This window comes from Plantibacter sp. Leaf314 (assembly GCF_001423185.1).
Classification (GTDB): Bacteria; Actinomycetota; Actinomycetes; order Actinomycetales; family Microbacteriaceae; genus Plantibacter.
This window is the reverse complement of sequence record NZ_LMOB01000003.1, coordinates 181,552-196,948: the sequence shown is the minus strand read 5'-3', so window position 1 is coordinate 196,948 and position 15,397 is coordinate 181,552. Positions and strand designations below refer to the sequence as shown.

The 15,397-nt window shown below is 72.0% G+C and carries 14 protein-coding genes; 4 read left to right on the top strand and 10 right to left on the bottom strand.

Annotated elements, in window-relative coordinates:
- Window positions 1-103: 103 nt before the first annotated feature.
- Both ubiE and ASF68_RS17010 read right to left on the bottom strand, forming a co-directional pair.
- A complete protein-coding gene (gene ubiE, locus ASF68_RS17015; protein WP_235522525.1) occupies window positions 104-763 on the bottom strand; it encodes a bifunctional demethylmenaquinone methyltransferase/2-methoxy-6-polyprenyl-1,4-benzoquinol methylase UbiE in 660 nt (219 codons plus the stop codon).
- 108 nt (window positions 764-871) lie between these two features.
- A complete protein-coding gene (locus tag ASF68_RS17010; RefSeq protein ID WP_056013960.1) occupies window positions 872-1,552 on the bottom strand; it encodes an SDR family NAD(P)-dependent oxidoreductase in 681 nt (226 codons plus the stop codon).
- Between the two features lie 101 nt (window positions 1,553-1,653).
- On the opposite strand from ASF68_RS17010, the gene ASF68_RS17005 reads away from it, so the two are divergent.
- Together ASF68_RS17005 and ASF68_RS17000 are read left to right on the top strand one after the other, a co-directional pair.
- Complete coding sequence (locus ASF68_RS17005) at window positions 1,654-2,496, top strand: helix-turn-helix domain-containing protein (RefSeq protein WP_056013957.1); 843 nt, start codon at window positions 1,654-1,656, stop codon at window positions 2,494-2,496.
- An 89-nt stretch (window positions 2,497-2,585) separates the two neighbouring features.
- Window positions 2,586-3,824: an isochorismate synthase MenF gene (locus tag ASF68_RS17000; RefSeq protein WP_056013955.1), complete on the top strand. Its 1,239-nt coding sequence runs from the start codon at window positions 2,586-2,588 to the stop codon at window positions 3,822-3,824.
- A gap of 50 nt (window positions 3,825-3,874) precedes the next feature.
- On the opposite strand, the gene ASF68_RS16995 is transcribed toward ASF68_RS17000, so the two are convergent.
- Genes ASF68_RS16995 through ASF68_RS16985 form a run of 3 tightly spaced genes read right to left on the bottom strand, consistent with a single transcriptional unit; the run spans window position 3,875 to window position 6,942 of the window.
- A complete protein-coding gene (locus tag ASF68_RS16995; protein ID WP_056013953.1) occupies window positions 3,875-4,738 on the bottom strand; it encodes a polyphosphate kinase 2 family protein in 864 nt (287 codons plus the stop codon).
- Between the two features lie 51 nt (window positions 4,739-4,789).
- Window positions 4,790-6,526, bottom strand: coding sequence for a 2-succinyl-5-enolpyruvyl-6-hydroxy-3-cyclohexene-1-carboxylic-acid synthase (menD, locus tag ASF68_RS16990; protein WP_056013948.1), 1,737 nt, complete (start codon window positions 6,524-6,526; stop codon window positions 4,790-4,792).
- Window positions 6,523-6,942 (bottom strand): PLD nuclease N-terminal domain-containing protein, encoded by a 420-nt coding sequence (locus tag ASF68_RS16985; protein WP_082455611.1) that lies wholly within the window; start codon window positions 6,940-6,942, stop codon window positions 6,523-6,525. The genes menD and ASF68_RS16985 overlap by 4 nt, the downstream gene beginning before the upstream one ends.
- 71 nt (window positions 6,943-7,013) lie before the next feature.
- On the opposite strand from ASF68_RS16985, the gene ASF68_RS16980 reads away from it, so the two are divergent.
- Complete coding sequence (locus ASF68_RS16980) at window positions 7,014-7,361, top strand: DUF4229 domain-containing protein (protein WP_056013946.1); 348 nt, start codon at window positions 7,014-7,016, stop codon at window positions 7,359-7,361.
- 2 nt (window positions 7,362-7,363) lie between these two features.
- On the opposite strand, the gene ASF68_RS16975 is transcribed toward ASF68_RS16980, so the two are convergent.
- Genes ASF68_RS16975 through ASF68_RS16955 form a run of 5 tightly spaced genes read right to left on the bottom strand, consistent with a single transcriptional unit; the run spans window position 7,364 to window position 14,342 of the window.
- Entirely contained in the window at window positions 7,364-8,398 is a 1,035-nt protein-coding gene (locus tag ASF68_RS16975; protein WP_056013943.1) for a 1,4-dihydroxy-2-naphthoate polyprenyltransferase, read from the bottom strand.
- Window positions 8,399-8,437: 39 nt separating this feature from the next.
- Window positions 8,438-10,648, bottom strand: a complete 2,211-nt coding sequence (locus tag ASF68_RS16970; RefSeq protein WP_235526865.1) for an acyltransferase family protein — start codon at window positions 10,646-10,648, stop codon at window positions 8,438-8,440.
- Between the two features lie 48 nt (window positions 10,649-10,696).
- The gene (locus ASF68_RS16965) at window positions 10,697-11,872 is read right to left on the bottom strand and encodes an AMP-binding protein (protein ID WP_082498781.1); all 1,176 of its coding nucleotides are present in this window, start codon (window positions 11,870-11,872) and stop codon (window positions 10,697-10,699) included.
- A gap of 39 nt (window positions 11,873-11,911) precedes the next feature.
- Complete coding sequence (locus ASF68_RS16960) at window positions 11,912-12,838, bottom strand: 1,4-dihydroxy-2-naphthoyl-CoA synthase (protein ID WP_056013937.1); 927 nt, start codon at window positions 12,836-12,838, stop codon at window positions 11,912-11,914.
- A gap of 16 nt (window positions 12,839-12,854) precedes the next feature.
- Window positions 12,855-14,342, bottom strand: a complete 1,488-nt coding sequence (locus tag ASF68_RS16955) for a hypothetical protein (protein WP_056013934.1) — start codon at window positions 14,340-14,342, stop codon at window positions 12,855-12,857.
- Window positions 14,343-14,413: 71 nt separating this feature from the next.
- Between ASF68_RS16955 and ASF68_RS16950 the strand changes: the two genes are divergently transcribed.
- On the top strand, window positions 14,414-15,391 hold the full coding sequence (locus tag ASF68_RS16950; RefSeq protein WP_056013931.1) for an o-succinylbenzoate synthase: 978 nt from the start codon (window positions 14,414-14,416) through the stop codon (window positions 15,389-15,391).
- Window positions 15,392-15,397 lie beyond the last annotated feature (6 nt).

Genomic DNA, 15,397 nt, shown 5'->3' with positions numbered 1-15,397 from the left:
TCGGGCGGGGACGACGGAATCCGTCGCCCAGACGCCTACCTGACGCCGGGATCGGTACCGCTTCGTCGGCCCGGGCGCGGGAACCCGCGGGCCGATCGGACGATCAGGCGGGCTTCAGCCCACGGTGCAGGGCGACGATCCCGCCGGTGAGGTTGCGGTAGGCGACGTGCTCGTAGCCCGCCTCGCGCAGCCAGGCTGCGAGCTCCGGCTGGGTCGGCCAGGCGCGGATCGAGTCGTTGAGGTAGGTGTAGGCCTCGGCGTTGGACGAGGCGACACCGGCGACGATCGGCATGACCTTCTCGAGGTAGAGGTTGTACGCGGCCCGCATCGGGGCGAACGTCGGCGTCGAGAACTCGCAGATGACGATCCGGCCGCCGGGCTTCGTGACGCGGAGCATCTCGGCGAGCGCGTCCTTCGGTCGGACGACGTTGCGCAGGCCGAAGGAGATCGTCGTGGCGTCGAACTCCTCGTCCGCGAACGGCAGGGCGGTGGCGTCGGCTTCCACGAACTGGATGTCGGAGCGGTCCGCGTACTTCTCGCGCCCGACGGCGATCATGCCGGGCGAGAAGTCGGCGGCGACGACCTGGGCACCGTTGCGTGCGAGGGCCGCCGAGGAGGTGCCGGTGCCCGCGGCGAGGTCGAGGATGCGCTCCCCGGCCGCCGGCCCGACGGCGCGGGTGGTGGCGATCCGCCACAGGGCGTCGTTCCCGACGGAGAGGACCGCGTTCATGCGGTCGTACTTCGTCGAGACGTCGTCGAACATGGCCGAGACCTGCTCGGGCTGCTTGGAGAGGTCGGCGCGGTTCACCCGTCCATCCTACGTCCGCCGCCCTGGGAGCCGGCCGTTCCGGTGCGGCTCCCAGGGACGCGCTCAGTACGCGATGCGTCCGTGCCGGCTGTGGAATTCGCCGGTGGGTCCGTCCGGACCGAGGAGCGCGAGCGACACCGTGGCGTCCGTCCCCTCGGTGACCGTCTGGTGACCGCCGTGGCCGTTGAAGTCGGTCGCCGTGTATCCGGGGTCGCTGACGTTCACCCGGAACGTCGGCAGGTTCTTCGCGTACTGCACGGTGAGTGCGATGACGGCCGCCTTCGATGCGGCGTACGGGATGGTGGGGACCCCGTACTCGTCGGCGCCCTCGGTCGCGAGGAAGCGCGGCCACCCGACGCCGGACGCGACGTTGACGATGACGGGTCGTGACGATCGGCGCAGGAGGGGCAGTGCGGCCTGGGTGACCCGGACGATGCCGACGACGTTGGTGTCGAGCACCTCCTCCATCGACGCCGGTGTGAGGTCGTCGACGCCGAAGGAGGTGCCGAGGACACCGGCGTTGTTCACGAGGACGTCGAGCTCCGGAAGGGAGGCGAACGCCGTGTCGACGCTCGCCTGATCGGTGACGTCGAGCTGGACGGGACGGGCTCCGAGGGCGGCGACCGCGTCACCCCGGCTCACGTCGCGCATGCCGGCGTAGACAGTGTGGCCGGCTTCGAGGAGTCGGCGGGCGGTCTCGAGACCGAGGCTCTTGTTGGCCCCGGTGATCAGTGTGGTGGTCATGCATCCATGCTGGGCCCGCGGTCGCCCACCCACCAGGTCCCCGTCGACAGGAGGACCGGCAGTACCACGATGTGGGACGCCACCAGGGGCACAATGGCGGGATGGATGAATTCGCGGGCGTACTCCGGGCCTGGCGCGAGCGCGTCTCCCCCGCCGAGGTGGGGCTCCCGGCCGGTCCGGGGCGACGCACCGCGGGCCTCCGGCGTGAGGAGCTCGCCGCACTGGCGGGGATCAGCGTGGACTACATCGTGCGGCTCGAACAGGGACGCGCCAGGAACCCGTCGCCGCAGCTGCTGCGAGCGCTGGCCGTCGCGCTCCGGTTGACGGATCAGGAACGCGACCACCTCTACCGGGTCGCCGGGGCCGCACCACCGGTGGCGGGCGTCGTCCCACGGCACATCGGCCCCGGTGTCCAGCGCATCGTCGACCGCCTGTCCGACGTCCCGCTGGCGGTGTTCTCCGCAGCCCACGACATCCTCCTCTGGAACCCGCTCTGGGCCGCGGTGAACGGCGACCCCTCCGCGCTCAGCGTCCCGGACCGCAACCTCGTGTGGCGGTACTTCACGTCCGGGCACGAGGGAACGGACTTCGACGAGCAGCACGAGGAGGAGTTCGCGAGCGACCTGGCAGCGGACCTCCGCGCCGCGGTGGGTCGGTACCCCCACGACGATGAACTCGGCCGCCTCGTCGCGCGACTGCGGTCGGTCTCGCCCGAGTTCGAACGACGCTGGTCGGAAGCCAGGGTCGCGGAGCATCGGGCGAGCCGCAAGACGGTCACCCGCACCGCGGTCGGCCCCATCACGGTCGACTGCGACGTCCTGTCCACCCCGGGCGCGGACCTGCGCATCGTCGTCTACACGGCGGCCCCGGGCAGTCAGGACGCCGAGAAACTCGCCCTCCTCGGGGTGACCGGGCTGCAAGCGCTCGCGCCGGCGGTCGGCTGACCACGGGCTCCGATCGGACCGACCGGGTGGGGTCGCGCGGGCGTCGGCGACGGGGAGGGACGGCCCGCCCACAGGCGTAGGGTTGAACGGTGACCATTCCCCTGACCTCGTCACTGGTCGCCCAGACCGTCGCCATCGACGACCCGCGCCAGCTCCTCCCCTTCGCCGACCAGACGTCCCCGCTGCTCTGGGTACGGAAGGGACACGGCCTGGTCGGACTCGGCGAGGCGCTGCGACTCGAGTTCTCGGGCCCCGACCGCTTCGCGAGCGCCGCAGCCGCATGGCGGGAGGTGTGCGCCTCGGCGGACGTCACCGACGAGGTGCGACGACCCGGCACCGGCCTCGTCGCGTTCGGGACCTTCGCGTTCGACGACGAGTCCTCCGCGACGAGCGTCCTGATCGTGCCACGCACCATCATCGGCCGGTACGCGGACGCCAGCTTCATCACCCGCGTCCGGCTGAGCGGGGACATCGACGACATCGAACCCCAGTCCACCGGGTACGGGCCCGAGTACCGCATCCAGCTGGTCCCCGGTGAGCAGTCACGCGACGGCTACGTCAGCGCGGCGGAGCAGGCGATCACCCGCATCCAGGCCGGCGAGCTGAGCAAGGTGGTGCTGGCACGCGACCTCACCGGGCACCTCCCCGCGGAGGCCGACCGCCGCCGGGTCCTCCACGACCTCGCGCTCGGGTACCCCGACTGCTGGACCTACGCGGTCGACGGGTTCATCGGTTCCAGCCCGGAGACGCTCGTCCGGGTGGACCGTGGGGCCGTCTCGGCCCGGGTCCTCGCCGGAACGATCTCGCGTGGACTCGACGCCGACGCCGACCGCGATCAGGCACTGGCGCTCGCGACGAGCCGGAAGGACCAGGACGAACACCGCTTCGCCGTGCGCTCGGTGCTGTCCGCCCTCCGGGAGCACAGCCCGGAGCTGCGGAGCGGCGAGGCGCCGTTCACCCTGAAGCTGCCGAACCTCTGGCATCTCGCGACGGACATCGAGGGCCGGCTGTCCGACGGCTCCTCCTCGCTCGACCTCATGGACGGCCTCCACCCGACGGCCGCCGTCGCCGGCACGCCGACCCGCGACGCGGTCGCGCTCATCCGCGAGCTGGAACCGTTCGACCGAGGCCGGTACGCCGGACCGGTCGGCTGGGTCGACGCCTCGGGTGACGGCGAGTGGGCGGTCGCCCTGCGCTGCGCGCAGATCGCGCCGGACGGCGACATCACGGCCTACGCGGGCTGCGGCATCGTCGCCGACTCCGACCCGACGTCGGAGCTCCTGGAGACGAAGATGAAGTTCCGCCCGATCGTCGAGGCCTTCGCCTGAGTCGAGACCGCGCCTGAGCCGACGCCGCGCCGAACCCGGAGCAGCGTGCGTCAGCTCGCCGCGAGTCGCGCCTGTTCGACGGCGATGTCGTAGTCGGCCTCCGGCCACTGCGGGTCGATGTCCTCGAGGGCGTCGAGGAGCAGCCGCTGCACGGCGATGCGGGCGTACCACTTGCGGTCCGCCGGCACGACGAACCATGGGGCGACGTCGGTGCTCGTCCGCTCGAAGACCGTCTGGTACGCCTCCTGGTAGGCCGGCCAGAGCTCACGCTCGTCCACGTCGCCCGGGTTGTACTTCCAGTGCTTGTCCGGGCGCTCGAGACGTTCGGCGAGACGGGCCCGCTGCTCGTCGGAGCTGATCTGCAGCATGACCTTCACGATGCGCGTCCCGCCAGCGACGAGCCTCGCCTCGAAGTCGTTGATCGCTCCGTAGCGGCGCTCGATCTCCGCCGGCTCCGCCAGCTGCCGCACCCGGCCGATGAGGACGTCCTCGTAGTGCGAGCGGTCGAAGACACCGATCTGTCCGGGCATCGGGACCTGGGACTCGATCCGCCAGAGGAAATCGTGGGCGCGCTCCTCCTCCGTCGGCTTCTTGAAGGCGTGATGGTGCACCCCCTGCGGATCGACGGACCCGACGACGTGCTTGACGATGCCGCCCTTGCCCGCCGTGTCCATCGCCTGCAGGACGAGCAGCACCGAATCCGGTGCGCCCTGCGTGCTCGCCGCGAAGAGTCGCTCCTGCAGCTCGGACAGCTCGGGCACCCCTGCGGCCAGCTCGTGCACCCCCTGCTGTTTGTCGCCGTCGAACCCGGGTGTCGACGCGGGGTCGACGTCGGCGAGCCGGAAGCCCTCCCCCACGCGGAGCGTGTCTCGAGGGGGTGCCGTCCAGGTCGATGCGTGCTTCGATGCGCTCATCCGCCCATTGTGGCCGGATCCCGGCCCGGAAGTCGACCCTCGACCGAGCGGTCAGGCTCGTGGCAGCGGCACCTCGATGAGGACGGGTCCGGTCACCGGCGCGGTGAACGCCTGGTCGAGCTCCGCCCGGGTCGTCGCCTGGCGATACTCCCAGCCGTAGGCGGTCGCGATCGACTCCAGGCGGACCTGCTGTGGGGTGTACTGCACCCGGTCGAACAGCTCACTCGGCGCACTGCGCGCGACTTCGAGCCCGTCGAAGATGGTGCCGCCGCCGTCGTTCCCGACGATCACCTGCAGGCGCGGCGCGATGCCGTCCTCGAGCAACAACGCTCCGACGTCGTGGAGGAACGCGAGGTCACCGAGGAGCACGCGCGTGACACCGGGTCCGCCGTCGGCCTGGCTCGCGAGCGCGATCCCGGTGGCGGTGGCGATGGTGCCGTCGATCCCGGCGAGGCCACGATTGGCGTGGACACTGATCTTGCGTCCAGGGACCAGCCCGTCCGCGACCCTGATGAGTCGCGACGCACCGACGACGAGGCGGTCGTGCGGCCAGGTCGCGCGCCAGACGGCGTCGACGAGGACCTCGCGGGTGACCGGGAGACGGACGGCCTCGAGCTCGGCCCGCACCGAGGCGAGGCGCTCGGACGGCGTGGTCGAGTGCAGGCCAGCGAGATCGGGTGCCGCCGGCGACGGGTCGACGACCCGCTCTCGGGATCCGACGACCCAGGCTCCGAGCCAGGCGCGGTCGGTCGGCCCCGGCTCCACGGAGACGGAGGAGACGATGTGGTCGGCGCGTCGACCGGGGTTGTAGACCTCGGCTCCGGCGGGGGCGACGATGATCGTCTCCACCCGGTCCTGCTGGAGCAGGAGCGGGACCTCACGGCTGAGGGTCGGGTGGCCGAACACGACGACCCGTTCGACCGCCTCACGGTACTCGTCCACCCGGAGCAGCTCGCGGTAGGCGGCGATGACCTGGCGTCCGAACCTGGCCCCGCTCGAGACCTCGGCGATGAGCGGCCAACCACCGTCGGCGGCCAGCTGCTCGGCCGCCGGGCCGGCGTCGTGGCCGGCGACCACCAGGGTCCTCGGTCCACGCTCCAGCACGAGCCGGGGACGTCCCGGGTAGAGCGGATGCTCGTCCGCCGTGACGCGCTGCGCGACCGTCGCATCGGCCTCGTCGTCCAGCTCCGGGTCGAAGGCACCGGACAACGGCTCGCGGTAGGCGAGATCGAGGTGGACCGGACCGGGGTCGAGGATGCCGGTCGCCGCGTCGTAGGCCTCGCGCGCAAGCCCGCGCGCCGCCCGCTGCTCACCCTCGGCACCCGTCGGGGCCTCGGCGACCACCGCGAGGCGTGTCGCGGAACCGTAGAGGTCGTCCTGCCGGGTCGTCTGGTTCGCGCGGACCCCGTGGGCCTCGGTCGGCCGGTCGGCGGTGAGGACGATCAGCGGCACACGCGACTGGTGCGCCTCGAGGACGGCGGGGTGCAGGTTCGCGGTCGCGGTCCCGGAGGTGGTGATCACGACGGCCGGCCGGCCGGTCTCGACGCCCAGTCCCAGTGCGAGGAACCCGGCGACCCGTTCGTCGATCCGCACGTGCAGGGCGACCCGTCCCGCGGCCGCGAGTTCCGCCGCCGCGAGCGCGAGCGCCTGGGAGCGCGATCCCGGACACACGACGATGTCGGAGACGCCGGCCGCCACGAACGCCCCGAGGAGCGCCGATGCGGATGCGCTCGCGGGGCTCGCCGAAGGGGCCGAGCCTGCGGGCTCGGGTGCTGCGGGCGGGGTCACGAGGCGCTCGGTGCGCCGGGCGGTTTCCGACCGGGGCCGTCGTCAGGGGTGTCTGATTCGGGTGCCGGGTCGTCGTGGGAGCCACTCCCGCTGCCACCGGGCTCGTCGTCGAAGCGCTTCAGCTCGTCCTCGAGATCGCGGATGCGCTTCGCCTGGTTCCGTTCGGCGTCGAGCTGCTTGAGGAAGTCGGGGTCGTCATCGGGCGCGGAGCCGCGTGGCGCCGCCTTCGGTGCGCGGACCCGGCCGATGATCCACCAGAGCAGACCGCCGATGACCGGCAGCAGGAGGATGGCGATGATCCACGACGGCTTGGAGATGCCCCGGACGCGGTCTCGGGGCATCGTTGCGCAGTCCACCACCGAATACACGATGAAGACGACTGCCGCGACGGCGAGGCCGATCCAGAGACGAACCATGTCTCCATCGTAAACGCCAGGTGACGTGATTGCCTGGGGTTGCCTTCAGGGACGACGCCTAGACTTGACTGGTGAATCGCGTTCCCGCCGCCGTCCGGTACACCGTCCTCCGCCTGCTGGCGTTCGCGGTGCCGCTCCTGCTCCTCGTCTTCCTCACGGGCCTGCAGCCCTGGATCGCCGCGATCATCGCCGCGATCATCGGACTCTGCGTCTCCTACATCTTCCTGCGCACCCCGCGCGAGACCGTGGCGCAGGAGCTCTTCGCCCGCCGACACGGCGACAAGCCGGTGCCGCACGACGACGAGGACGCCGAGGACGCGGCGCTCGACGCGGACACCGTACGCACCCCTCGCACCGACGAGGCAACGAGCGCGGACGGACCCGCGGCGTCGACGCCTGAGGAGCGGCAGGGACGCTAGCGTCAGGCGGCGATGCCGGGCGTGTAGAAGAACGCCAGGCCGAGCACGACGCCGAACACGAGCTGCACGAGTCCCGTCAGCTTGAGCGCGAGGATCTGCTCCTTCGCGGTCGTCGAGAACAGCACGATGACGCAGGCCGGGAGCGCGGCGAGCAGGCCGAACATCGCGAGCCACGCGACCGGGTAGAACAGCGCGAGGAAGCCGGCGATGACGAACGGCACGAGCAACAGGACGCAGTAGAGCACCTTCGAGGCGATGCGCCCGATGAAGGTGGACAGCGTGCGCTTGCCGACCGCCCTGTCCTGCTCGAGGTCGCGGAGGTTGTTGACGACGAGCGCCGCGCAGGCGATGAGGCCGGCTCCGATCGCGCCGAACCACGCCTCCTGGTTGAGCCGACCGACCTGCACGAACGTCGTGCCGAGCGTGGCGACGAGGCCGAAGAAGACGAACACGAACACCTCGCCCAGCGCGAAGTACCCGTAGGGGCGCTTGCCTCCGGTGTAGAACCAGGCGGCGACGATCGCGACGGCTCCGACGAGCAGCAGCCACCAGAACTGGGTGAGGATCGTGAGGACGATGCCGGCCACCGCGGCGATGCCGAAGAACACGAGCGCGACGGCGAGGACGGCCTTGGGCTTCGCCGCGCCGGAACCGGTCAGGCGGCTCGGGCCGACCCGCTGGTCGTCCGTCCCGCGGACCCCGTCGGAGTAGTCGTTGGCGTAGTTGACGCCGATCTGCAGCGCGAGGGCGACGACGAGGCAGAGCAGTGCGCGGACCGGGTGGTAGACACCGGGGCCGGCGATGATCGACGCGGCGCCGGTACCGATGAGGACGGGTGCGACCGCCATCGGAAGCGTGCGGATCCGCGCGGCTCCGACCCAGTCGCGGAACGTCGCCGGCTTCGCGAGCGGGACCTTGCGCCCGCCACCACGTGCCGGATTGCCGGATCGTCCACCGTTCGCCCCGCGTCCCGCGGTCGGGCGCTGTGCGGACGTCTTCTGCTGTTTCGGCGCTGCCGGCCGTGCTCCATGTGCCACGACGGCGAGTCTACCCGCGGAGCCCTCCGGCGGATCTCGTCACAGCGCGCCGGCCGCCTGGAGCGTCTGGAGGACGGCCGGAGCGATGTGCTCGGCGAAGGCCGGAGTCAGGTGCACCCGGTCGTACTTCGTCGGCGTCGTCCCCGCGAAGGCCGGGCACACACCGTCGACGCAGCTGAAGGGCAACGACGAGATGAACCGCTCCCCCGCTGCCGCCGCGGCCGATTCCGAGGCGGTCGCGAAGTCGGTCCACGCGGCGTCGACACCCACCGCGCAGTCCTGCGGACTCGAGACCCGTGAGTAGCAGGATCCGAGCTCGGCACCGAGCGGCGGTGGGGCGAGGAGCACGACCCGACCGGGGACCTGGTACGCGGCCGTCTCGGCGAGCGTCGACGCGACCATCGCCGCCGCGTCCAAGGCGCGTCCGTCGGTCGAGCGGCCGTCGGTGAACGCGTTCGAGACGATCACGAGGTCGGGCTGGTCCGCGGCGATGCGCTCGGCGATGTCGTGCTTCCGGGTCGGGCAGTCGTCCATGACGCCTGCGCCGCTGTTCTGGACGAGGTCCTGCGTGAACCGGCACCCGTACAACCCCATCGTGGTGATCCGCAACGCTCCACCGCTCTGGTCCGCGATGGCTCGGAACGCCGGCGCGTAGGCGAGCGCCGTCGAGTCACCGACGAGGTACACGTGCTTCGGGGCACCGGCGTCGCCCCAGGTGCAGGACCCCGCGTCGGGCGTCGCGCCGATGTCGAAGCACGCCCGCGCCGGATTCGTGCTCGAGGTCGCGCTGATCGCGTCGTCGAGGCTCGGTGACAGGTCGTCCGGCCAGCTCGTCGCCTCGGTCGCGAGCTGCAGCTCCCCCGCGATGCTCTGCAACGGATCCCCCACCGGTGCAGCCACGGCCGCCGGCCCTCCGGCGGCGACCGGCATGCGCAGTGCGGGCCCGAGCACGATGACGGCCAGTCCGGCGACGATCACCAGACCGACGGCCGAGTACAGGAACTGCTGACCGAACCGGTCCCGCCACGCGGTCCAGGCGGCCGCTCGCCGCTCGGCGTCGCCACGGAACGTGCCGACGAGCGGCATCCGATGCAAGGGCTGCTCCACGAGCAGGAAGGACAGGACAGAGATGCAGCCGATGAGCGCGAGCATCCCGGGGACCGTGCTCAGGGCGGTGCCGGGCACGAGCATCGGGACGAACACGAGGATCGGCAGGTGCCAGAGGTAGACGGAGTACGAGATGGCCCCGAGACCGCGGCTCAGCGGGTTGGCGAGGGGGAACATCCATCGGGAGTAGGCCGGCCCGGCTCCGGTCCCGGCGGCGATCAGCAGCAGCGCCGACGCGACGGGGGCGAGCGCCCAGGGCCCGGGGAAGCCGATCGACCCGGTGATCAGCAAGGCGGACGCGACGACGCCCGCGAGCCCGGCCCACCCGGCGATGACGCGGACCGCCATCGGGATGCGCGCGAGCAGCGGGGCGCAGACCGCCAGGAGCGCGCCCGCCGCGAGCTCCCAGACGCGGGCACCGGTCGCGAAGTAGGCGGCCTGCGGTGCCGCCGCGGACTGCCAGACGGCGAAGGCGAACGACGCCGAGACGATCAGGACGAGGACGATCCCGACGACGAGGCGCGAGCGGAGCTCCGGCCGGGCGCCCTTGGCCGCGAAGGCCAGGAGGATGAGGAGGAGCAGCGGCCAGACGAGGTAGAACTGCTCCTCGATGGAGAGCGACCAGAAGTGCTGCAGCGGTGACGCCGCGTCCGTGGCGTGGAAGTAGTCGGTCCCCGACGCCTCGAACCGCCAGTTGGACACGAGCAGGGCGGCCGACACCGCGTCCCACCAGGTCGACATCGCCCGGGGCGTGTTGAACAGCCACGACGCCAGGGCGGCGGTCGCGGCGAGGACCACGAGCGCTGCCGGCAGGATCCGTTTGATGCGCCGACCGAAGAAGGCCGGCAGCGAGATGCGCCCGGACCGCTCGTGCTCACGGAGCAGCAGGCCGGTGATCAGGAACCCGGAGATCACGAAGAAGACGTCGACACCGATGAACCCACCGGCCGGCCATCCGGTCGCGTGTGCGAGCACTACGGCGGTCACCGCGAGGGCCCGCATGCCCTGGATGTCGACGCGAAACGCCGCCGTCGGTCTGGTGGGCGTGGCGCCCGTGTCGCTCGTCGATGTCACCTGTCGTCGTCCCCCGGCTGCGGCCGCTCGTCGACGCGCATGGGAGAGCTTGCCGTATGCGAGAACCACTCGCAAACCGTCGCCACGGCGCGGCGGGGAGCGATCAGGGGAGCGCTCTCAGTCGAGCTGTGTGCGGAGCGAGACCAGGTCAGGTTTGCCGCTCGCCAGGAGCGGCAGCTCGTCCACGCGCACGAGCCGCGCGGGGCGCGCCGGGCGTCCGAGCGCCTCGGCCACCGTGCTCCTGGCCGTCTCGAGGAGCGCGTCGTCCGCCCGCCCCTCGACAGCGGGGTCGCGCTCGGCGACGATCACCGAGGCCTGACCGAACCGCTCGTCGGGGATGCCGACGACGACCGCCTCAGCGAGGCCGGGCAACGACCGCACGGCCGCCTGCACGCGGTCGAGGGAGATGTTGACGCCGCCGCTGATGATGACGTTGTCCGCGCGACCGGTCACCCGCACGACGCCGTCCGCCAGTTCGGCCGTGTCCCCGGTGCGGTACCACCGGCGCCCGCCCTCGTGTGGGAACGCGGCGGCCGTGCGGCCGGGCTCGTCGAGGTATCCCTCTGCGAGCACCGGCCCGGCGAGGAGGAGTTCGCCGTTCGACAGGCGCGCCTCGACGCCGGGGAACGGCACCCCGTCGTAGAGGCAGCCGCCGGCGGTCTCGCTGGAGCCGTAGCTCCGCACGACGCGCAGGCCGAGCGACGCCGACCGCTCGAGCAGCGGTCGCGGAGTGGCCTGGCCGCCGACGAGGAGCCCGGCGAGGCCACGGAGGGTGTCGCGCATCGAGGCGCTCTGCTCCGCCGCCTCGACGAGGAGCCGCAGCTGTGCCGGGACGAGCGCGGCGAAGCCGGCGTCGGCTGAGATCGCCTCGACGTGTCGCGAGAACACGTGGGGGTCGAACGATCCGGCCGGCAGCTCGATCGGCGTGGTTCCGGCGACGATGGACCGGAGCAGCACGTTCACGCCCGCGATGTAGTGCACCGGCAGCGCGAGGATCCACTGGGAGGACCGTCCATCGGCGTCGGTCCCGCCGAGCACCGTCGCGGAGCCGTTCGCGCTCGCCAGCAGGGCGTCCGCCGTGAGCGCCACCCGCTTCGGGACACCGGTCGAGCCCGAGGTCTCGATGACGAGCGCGACCCGGTCGTCGACCGAGACCGGCGCGGCGGTGGGCGGCGGCGCGACGACCCCGGTCTGCACCGGCAGGACTGCCGGTCCGGATCCGTCGAGCGCCGCCTCGAGCGCCGAGGAGATCGCCGACGCGGTCGCCTCGACGGGATGCAGCGGACGGGTCATCCCCTCAGCGTACGCCGGGTGCCGCGCCGCACGACCGCCTCAGAACTGCCAGGGGAAGGGCGCCCAGTCGGGGCTGCGCTTCTCCAGGAACGCGTCCCGACCCTCCACCGCCTCATCGGTGCCGTAGGCGAGCCGGGTGGCCTCCCCGGCGAAGACCTGCTGGCCCACGAGGCCGTCGTCGACGGCGTTGAACGCGAACTTCAGCATGCGGATCGCTGTCGGCGACTTGCCGAGGATGGTCCGCGCCCAGGCGACACCCGTCTGCTCGAGCTCGGCGTGCGGGACCACGGCGTTGATCGCGCCGGCCTGCAGCGCGCGCTCCGCGTCGTACTCCTGCGCGAGGAAGAACACCTCGCGGGCGAACTTCTGTCCGACCTGGCGGGCGAAGTAGGCACTGCCGTATCCGGCGTCGAAGGAGCCGACGTCGGCGTCGGTCTGCTTGAAGCGTGCGTGCTCACGACTCGCGATCGACAGGTCGCACACGACGCCGAGCGAGTGTCCGCCTCCCGCCGACCAGCCGGGCACGAGGTTGATGACGACCTTCGGCATGAACCGGATGAGTCGCTGCACCTCGAGGATGTGGAGTCGGCCGTTGCGTGCGGCGTCGATCCCGCTCGCCGTCTCGTCGTCGGCGGCGTCGTCGCTCGCGTAGCGGTAGCCGTCGCGACCGCGGATGCGCTGGTCGCCGCCCGAGCAGAACGCCCAGCCGCCGTCCTTCGCGCTCGGCCCGTTGCCGGTGAGCAGCACGACCCCGACCGTCGGGCTCTGCCGCGCGTGGTCGAGCGCGCGGTACAACTCGTCGACGGTGTGCGGGCGGAAGGCGTTGCGCACCTCGGGACGGTCGAAGGCGATGCGGACGAAGCCGCCCTCGCGCGCGACGTGGTACGTCAGATCGGTGAGGTCCTCGAACCCCGGCACGACGTCCCAGATCTCCGGGTCGAACAGTTCGGACACACGATCGCTCATGCGTCCAGCCTAGGCACTACTTCGGCTTGTCGAGGTCCGCGTAGGGTTCGAGGGCCGCGAGGTAGTCCGCACGGTCGGCCTCCTTGAGGAGCGCGTAGGAGTCGAGGTGCAACTCGATGCCCTCCAGCGCCATGCCCGCGGTGACGTCGAACTGGCGGTCCTTCGCGACGGTCCCCGCGCGGTCGAGGGTGAGGTCGACGATGCTCGCGCCGAAGCTCCCCGCGCTCGTGATGGCGCCGTAGGTGTGGAGGTCCCAGAGCGCCTGGGTGTCGAGCGTCTCGCCGCCGTACTGCTCCGTGAGTTCGCCGGGTTCGCGCCACGACGACGGCGCGTTCTGCAGGTCCAGGTTCGCGATGCCCGAGCGCAACAGGACCCCGCGGATGATCTCGACGACCCGCGACTTCTCGTCGAAGGTGCGGACGGTCGTGGTCGTCTGCCACACCGGTGCCGTGTACTCGTAGAGCATCGAGTCGCCGCCGTAGCCGTTGTGGTCGAGCTCACTCTCGGCCGGCTGTCGCTCCACCCACTCGAAGCCGAACTCGGCGGTGAGGGCGGTCCGGATGTCGGAGAGGACCGTCTCGGAGCGGTCGACGAACGCCTCGTAGCTCGGTCCGTCAAGGGTCTCCTTGGCGTCCACGTAGGCGGAGCCGGGATAGGTGTCCCAGATGGGGTCGTGGTCCTCCTCGCGCGCGCCGCCGGCAGCGGACTGGCCGCCCGACCGGTCGAACACGAGGCCGCCGACGGTCATCGCCGTGACCGGGTTGACGACGAGGAGCAGCACGAGCGCCACGACGCCCGCGCGGCGTGCCCTCCGTCGGATCACGACGATGCTCGCGACCACCAGCACGAGCTGGACGAGCCCGACGACGACGAGCGCCGTGACGACCGCCCAGGCGCCCTCGCCCGGTCGGTACACGACGGCGAGCAGGGCGGCGAGGAGGGTCACGGCGACGACCGCCAGGAGCAACATCGCTGGGGAGAAGGCCGAGCCGCCCGGCCGCGCCGGCTGGGATGTGCTCGCGCCCGGCGCGGCCGCGTCACGGCGGGCCGGAGCCTCCGATTCGGGATCGACGGCGTCCGAGACCACGACGGGCGTCTTCGGGCGCGCGGCCTTCGACCGGGCAGCGTCCGATCGCGCGGCCCTTCGAGCGCGGCGAGCCGATGGGCTCGCTCGTTTCTGCCGTCCGCGCGAACCCGGGCGGCGGAAGCGGGCGGTCGCCGCCTCGAGATCCTCCGCCGTCGGTTCGGACGCGGATCCCGGCTCGACGGCGGGCGGGCTCGTCAGCGGCGCGGTCGGCGATCCCCCGGGGACCGGCGGGGCGTTCGGGTCGCGTGGCCCGGACGCCTCGGCGGCGGCCTCGACCGGGCCGTCGGGCAGCTCGACGGGCTCGGACTCGGCGACGGATTCGAAGATCGGCTCCGGCACGCTGAACGTCCCCGGCTCGTCCGCGGGCACACCACGGCCACCACCGGGCGTCGGCTTGCGTCGGGAGAACAGCGGCACGCGTCCGATTGTGTCACGACCGTCCACCGGCTCCCCGAGGGGCCGCGCATCGGAGGGTGCAGGATAGGGGCATGCTCGCCACCATCGACGATGTCCTCGCCACAGCCCGCGTGGTCTCGATCCCGCTGCGCGTCCGCTTCCGCGGCATCGACACCCGCGAAGCCGTCCTGTTCCGCGGGCCGGAGGGATGGACGGAGTTCTCCCCCTTCGTCGAGTACGACGACGACGAGGCCACCGCCTGGCTTCGAGCCGCCATCGACTTCGGCTGGTCGGCGTCCCCGCCGCTCAACCGGGACCGCATCCGCGTCAACGCCACCGTCCCCGCCGTCGGCGCGGACGACGTCGCGGCGATCCTGTCCCGCTTCCCCGGTTGCCGGACCGCGAAGGTGAAGGTGGCCGAACGCGGCCAGGTCCTCGCCGACGACGTCGCCCGCGTCGCCGCCGTCCGGAAGGCCATCGGACCGGAGGGCCGGCTGCGAGTGGACGCCAACACGAACTGGAACGTCGACGAGGCCGAGCACGCGATCCGTGCCCTCGAACCGTTCGACCTCGAGTACGTCGAACAGCCGTGCGCGACCGTCGCCGAGCTCGCCGAGATCCGTGAGCGCGTCTCCTCCCTGGACGTCCCCATCGCGGCCGACGAGAGCGTCCGGAAGGCGGAGGACCCCTTGGCCGTCGCTCGTGCCGGAGCCGCCGACCTGCTGGTCGTCAAGGCGCAGCCACTCGGCGGCGTCCACGCGGCACTGCGCATCGCCGGGGAGGCAGGACTGCCGATCGTGGTGTCCAGCGCGCTCGACACCTCGGTCGGGATCTCGATGGGAGCCCACCTTGCAGCAGCACTGCCCGAACTCGACTACGACTGCGGGCTCGGGACGACCGCGCTGCTCGGCGGCGATGTGACCACCAGCGCGCTGGACCCGGTGGACGGTGGCATCGCGGTGCGACGCGTGGAGGTCGACGTCGACCTCCTCGACCACTTCACCGCGTCGCCGGAACGCACCGCCTGGTGGCTCGACCGGCTGCGACGGACGCACGCCCTGATCGGCTGACGCCCG

What these genes read in the sequence shown, in the direction of transcription:
- ubiE (WP_235522525.1), bottom strand. Translation starts at nt 763, where the DNA reads ATGTTCGACGACGTCTCGACGAAGTACGACCGCATGAACGCGGTCCTC.
- ASF68_RS17010 (WP_056013960.1), bottom strand. Translation starts at nt 1,552, where the DNA reads ATGACCACCACACTGATCACCGGGGCCAACAAGAGCCTCGGTCTCGAG.
- ASF68_RS17005 (WP_056013957.1), top strand. Translation starts at nt 1,654, where the DNA reads ATGGATGAATTCGCGGGCGTACTCCGGGCCTGGCGCGAGCGCGTCTCC.
- ASF68_RS16995 (WP_056013953.1), bottom strand. Translation starts at nt 4,738, where the DNA reads ATGAGCGCATCGAAGCACGCATCGACCTGGACGGCACCCCCTCGAGAC.
- ASF68_RS16985 (WP_082455611.1), bottom strand. Translation starts at nt 6,942, where the DNA reads ATGGTTCGTCTCTGGATCGGCCTCGCCGTCGCGGCAGTCGTCTTCATC.
- ASF68_RS16965 (WP_082498781.1), bottom strand. Translation starts at nt 11,872, where the DNA reads ATGACCCGTCCGCTGCATCCCGTCGAGGCGACCGCGTCGGCGATCTCC.
- ASF68_RS16960 (WP_056013937.1), bottom strand. Translation starts at nt 12,838, where the DNA reads ATGAGCGATCGTGTGTCCGAACTGTTCGACCCGGAGATCTGGGACGTC.
- ASF68_RS16950 (WP_056013931.1), top strand. Translation starts at nt 14,414, where the DNA reads ATGCTCGCCACCATCGACGATGTCCTCGCCACAGCCCGCGTGGTCTCG.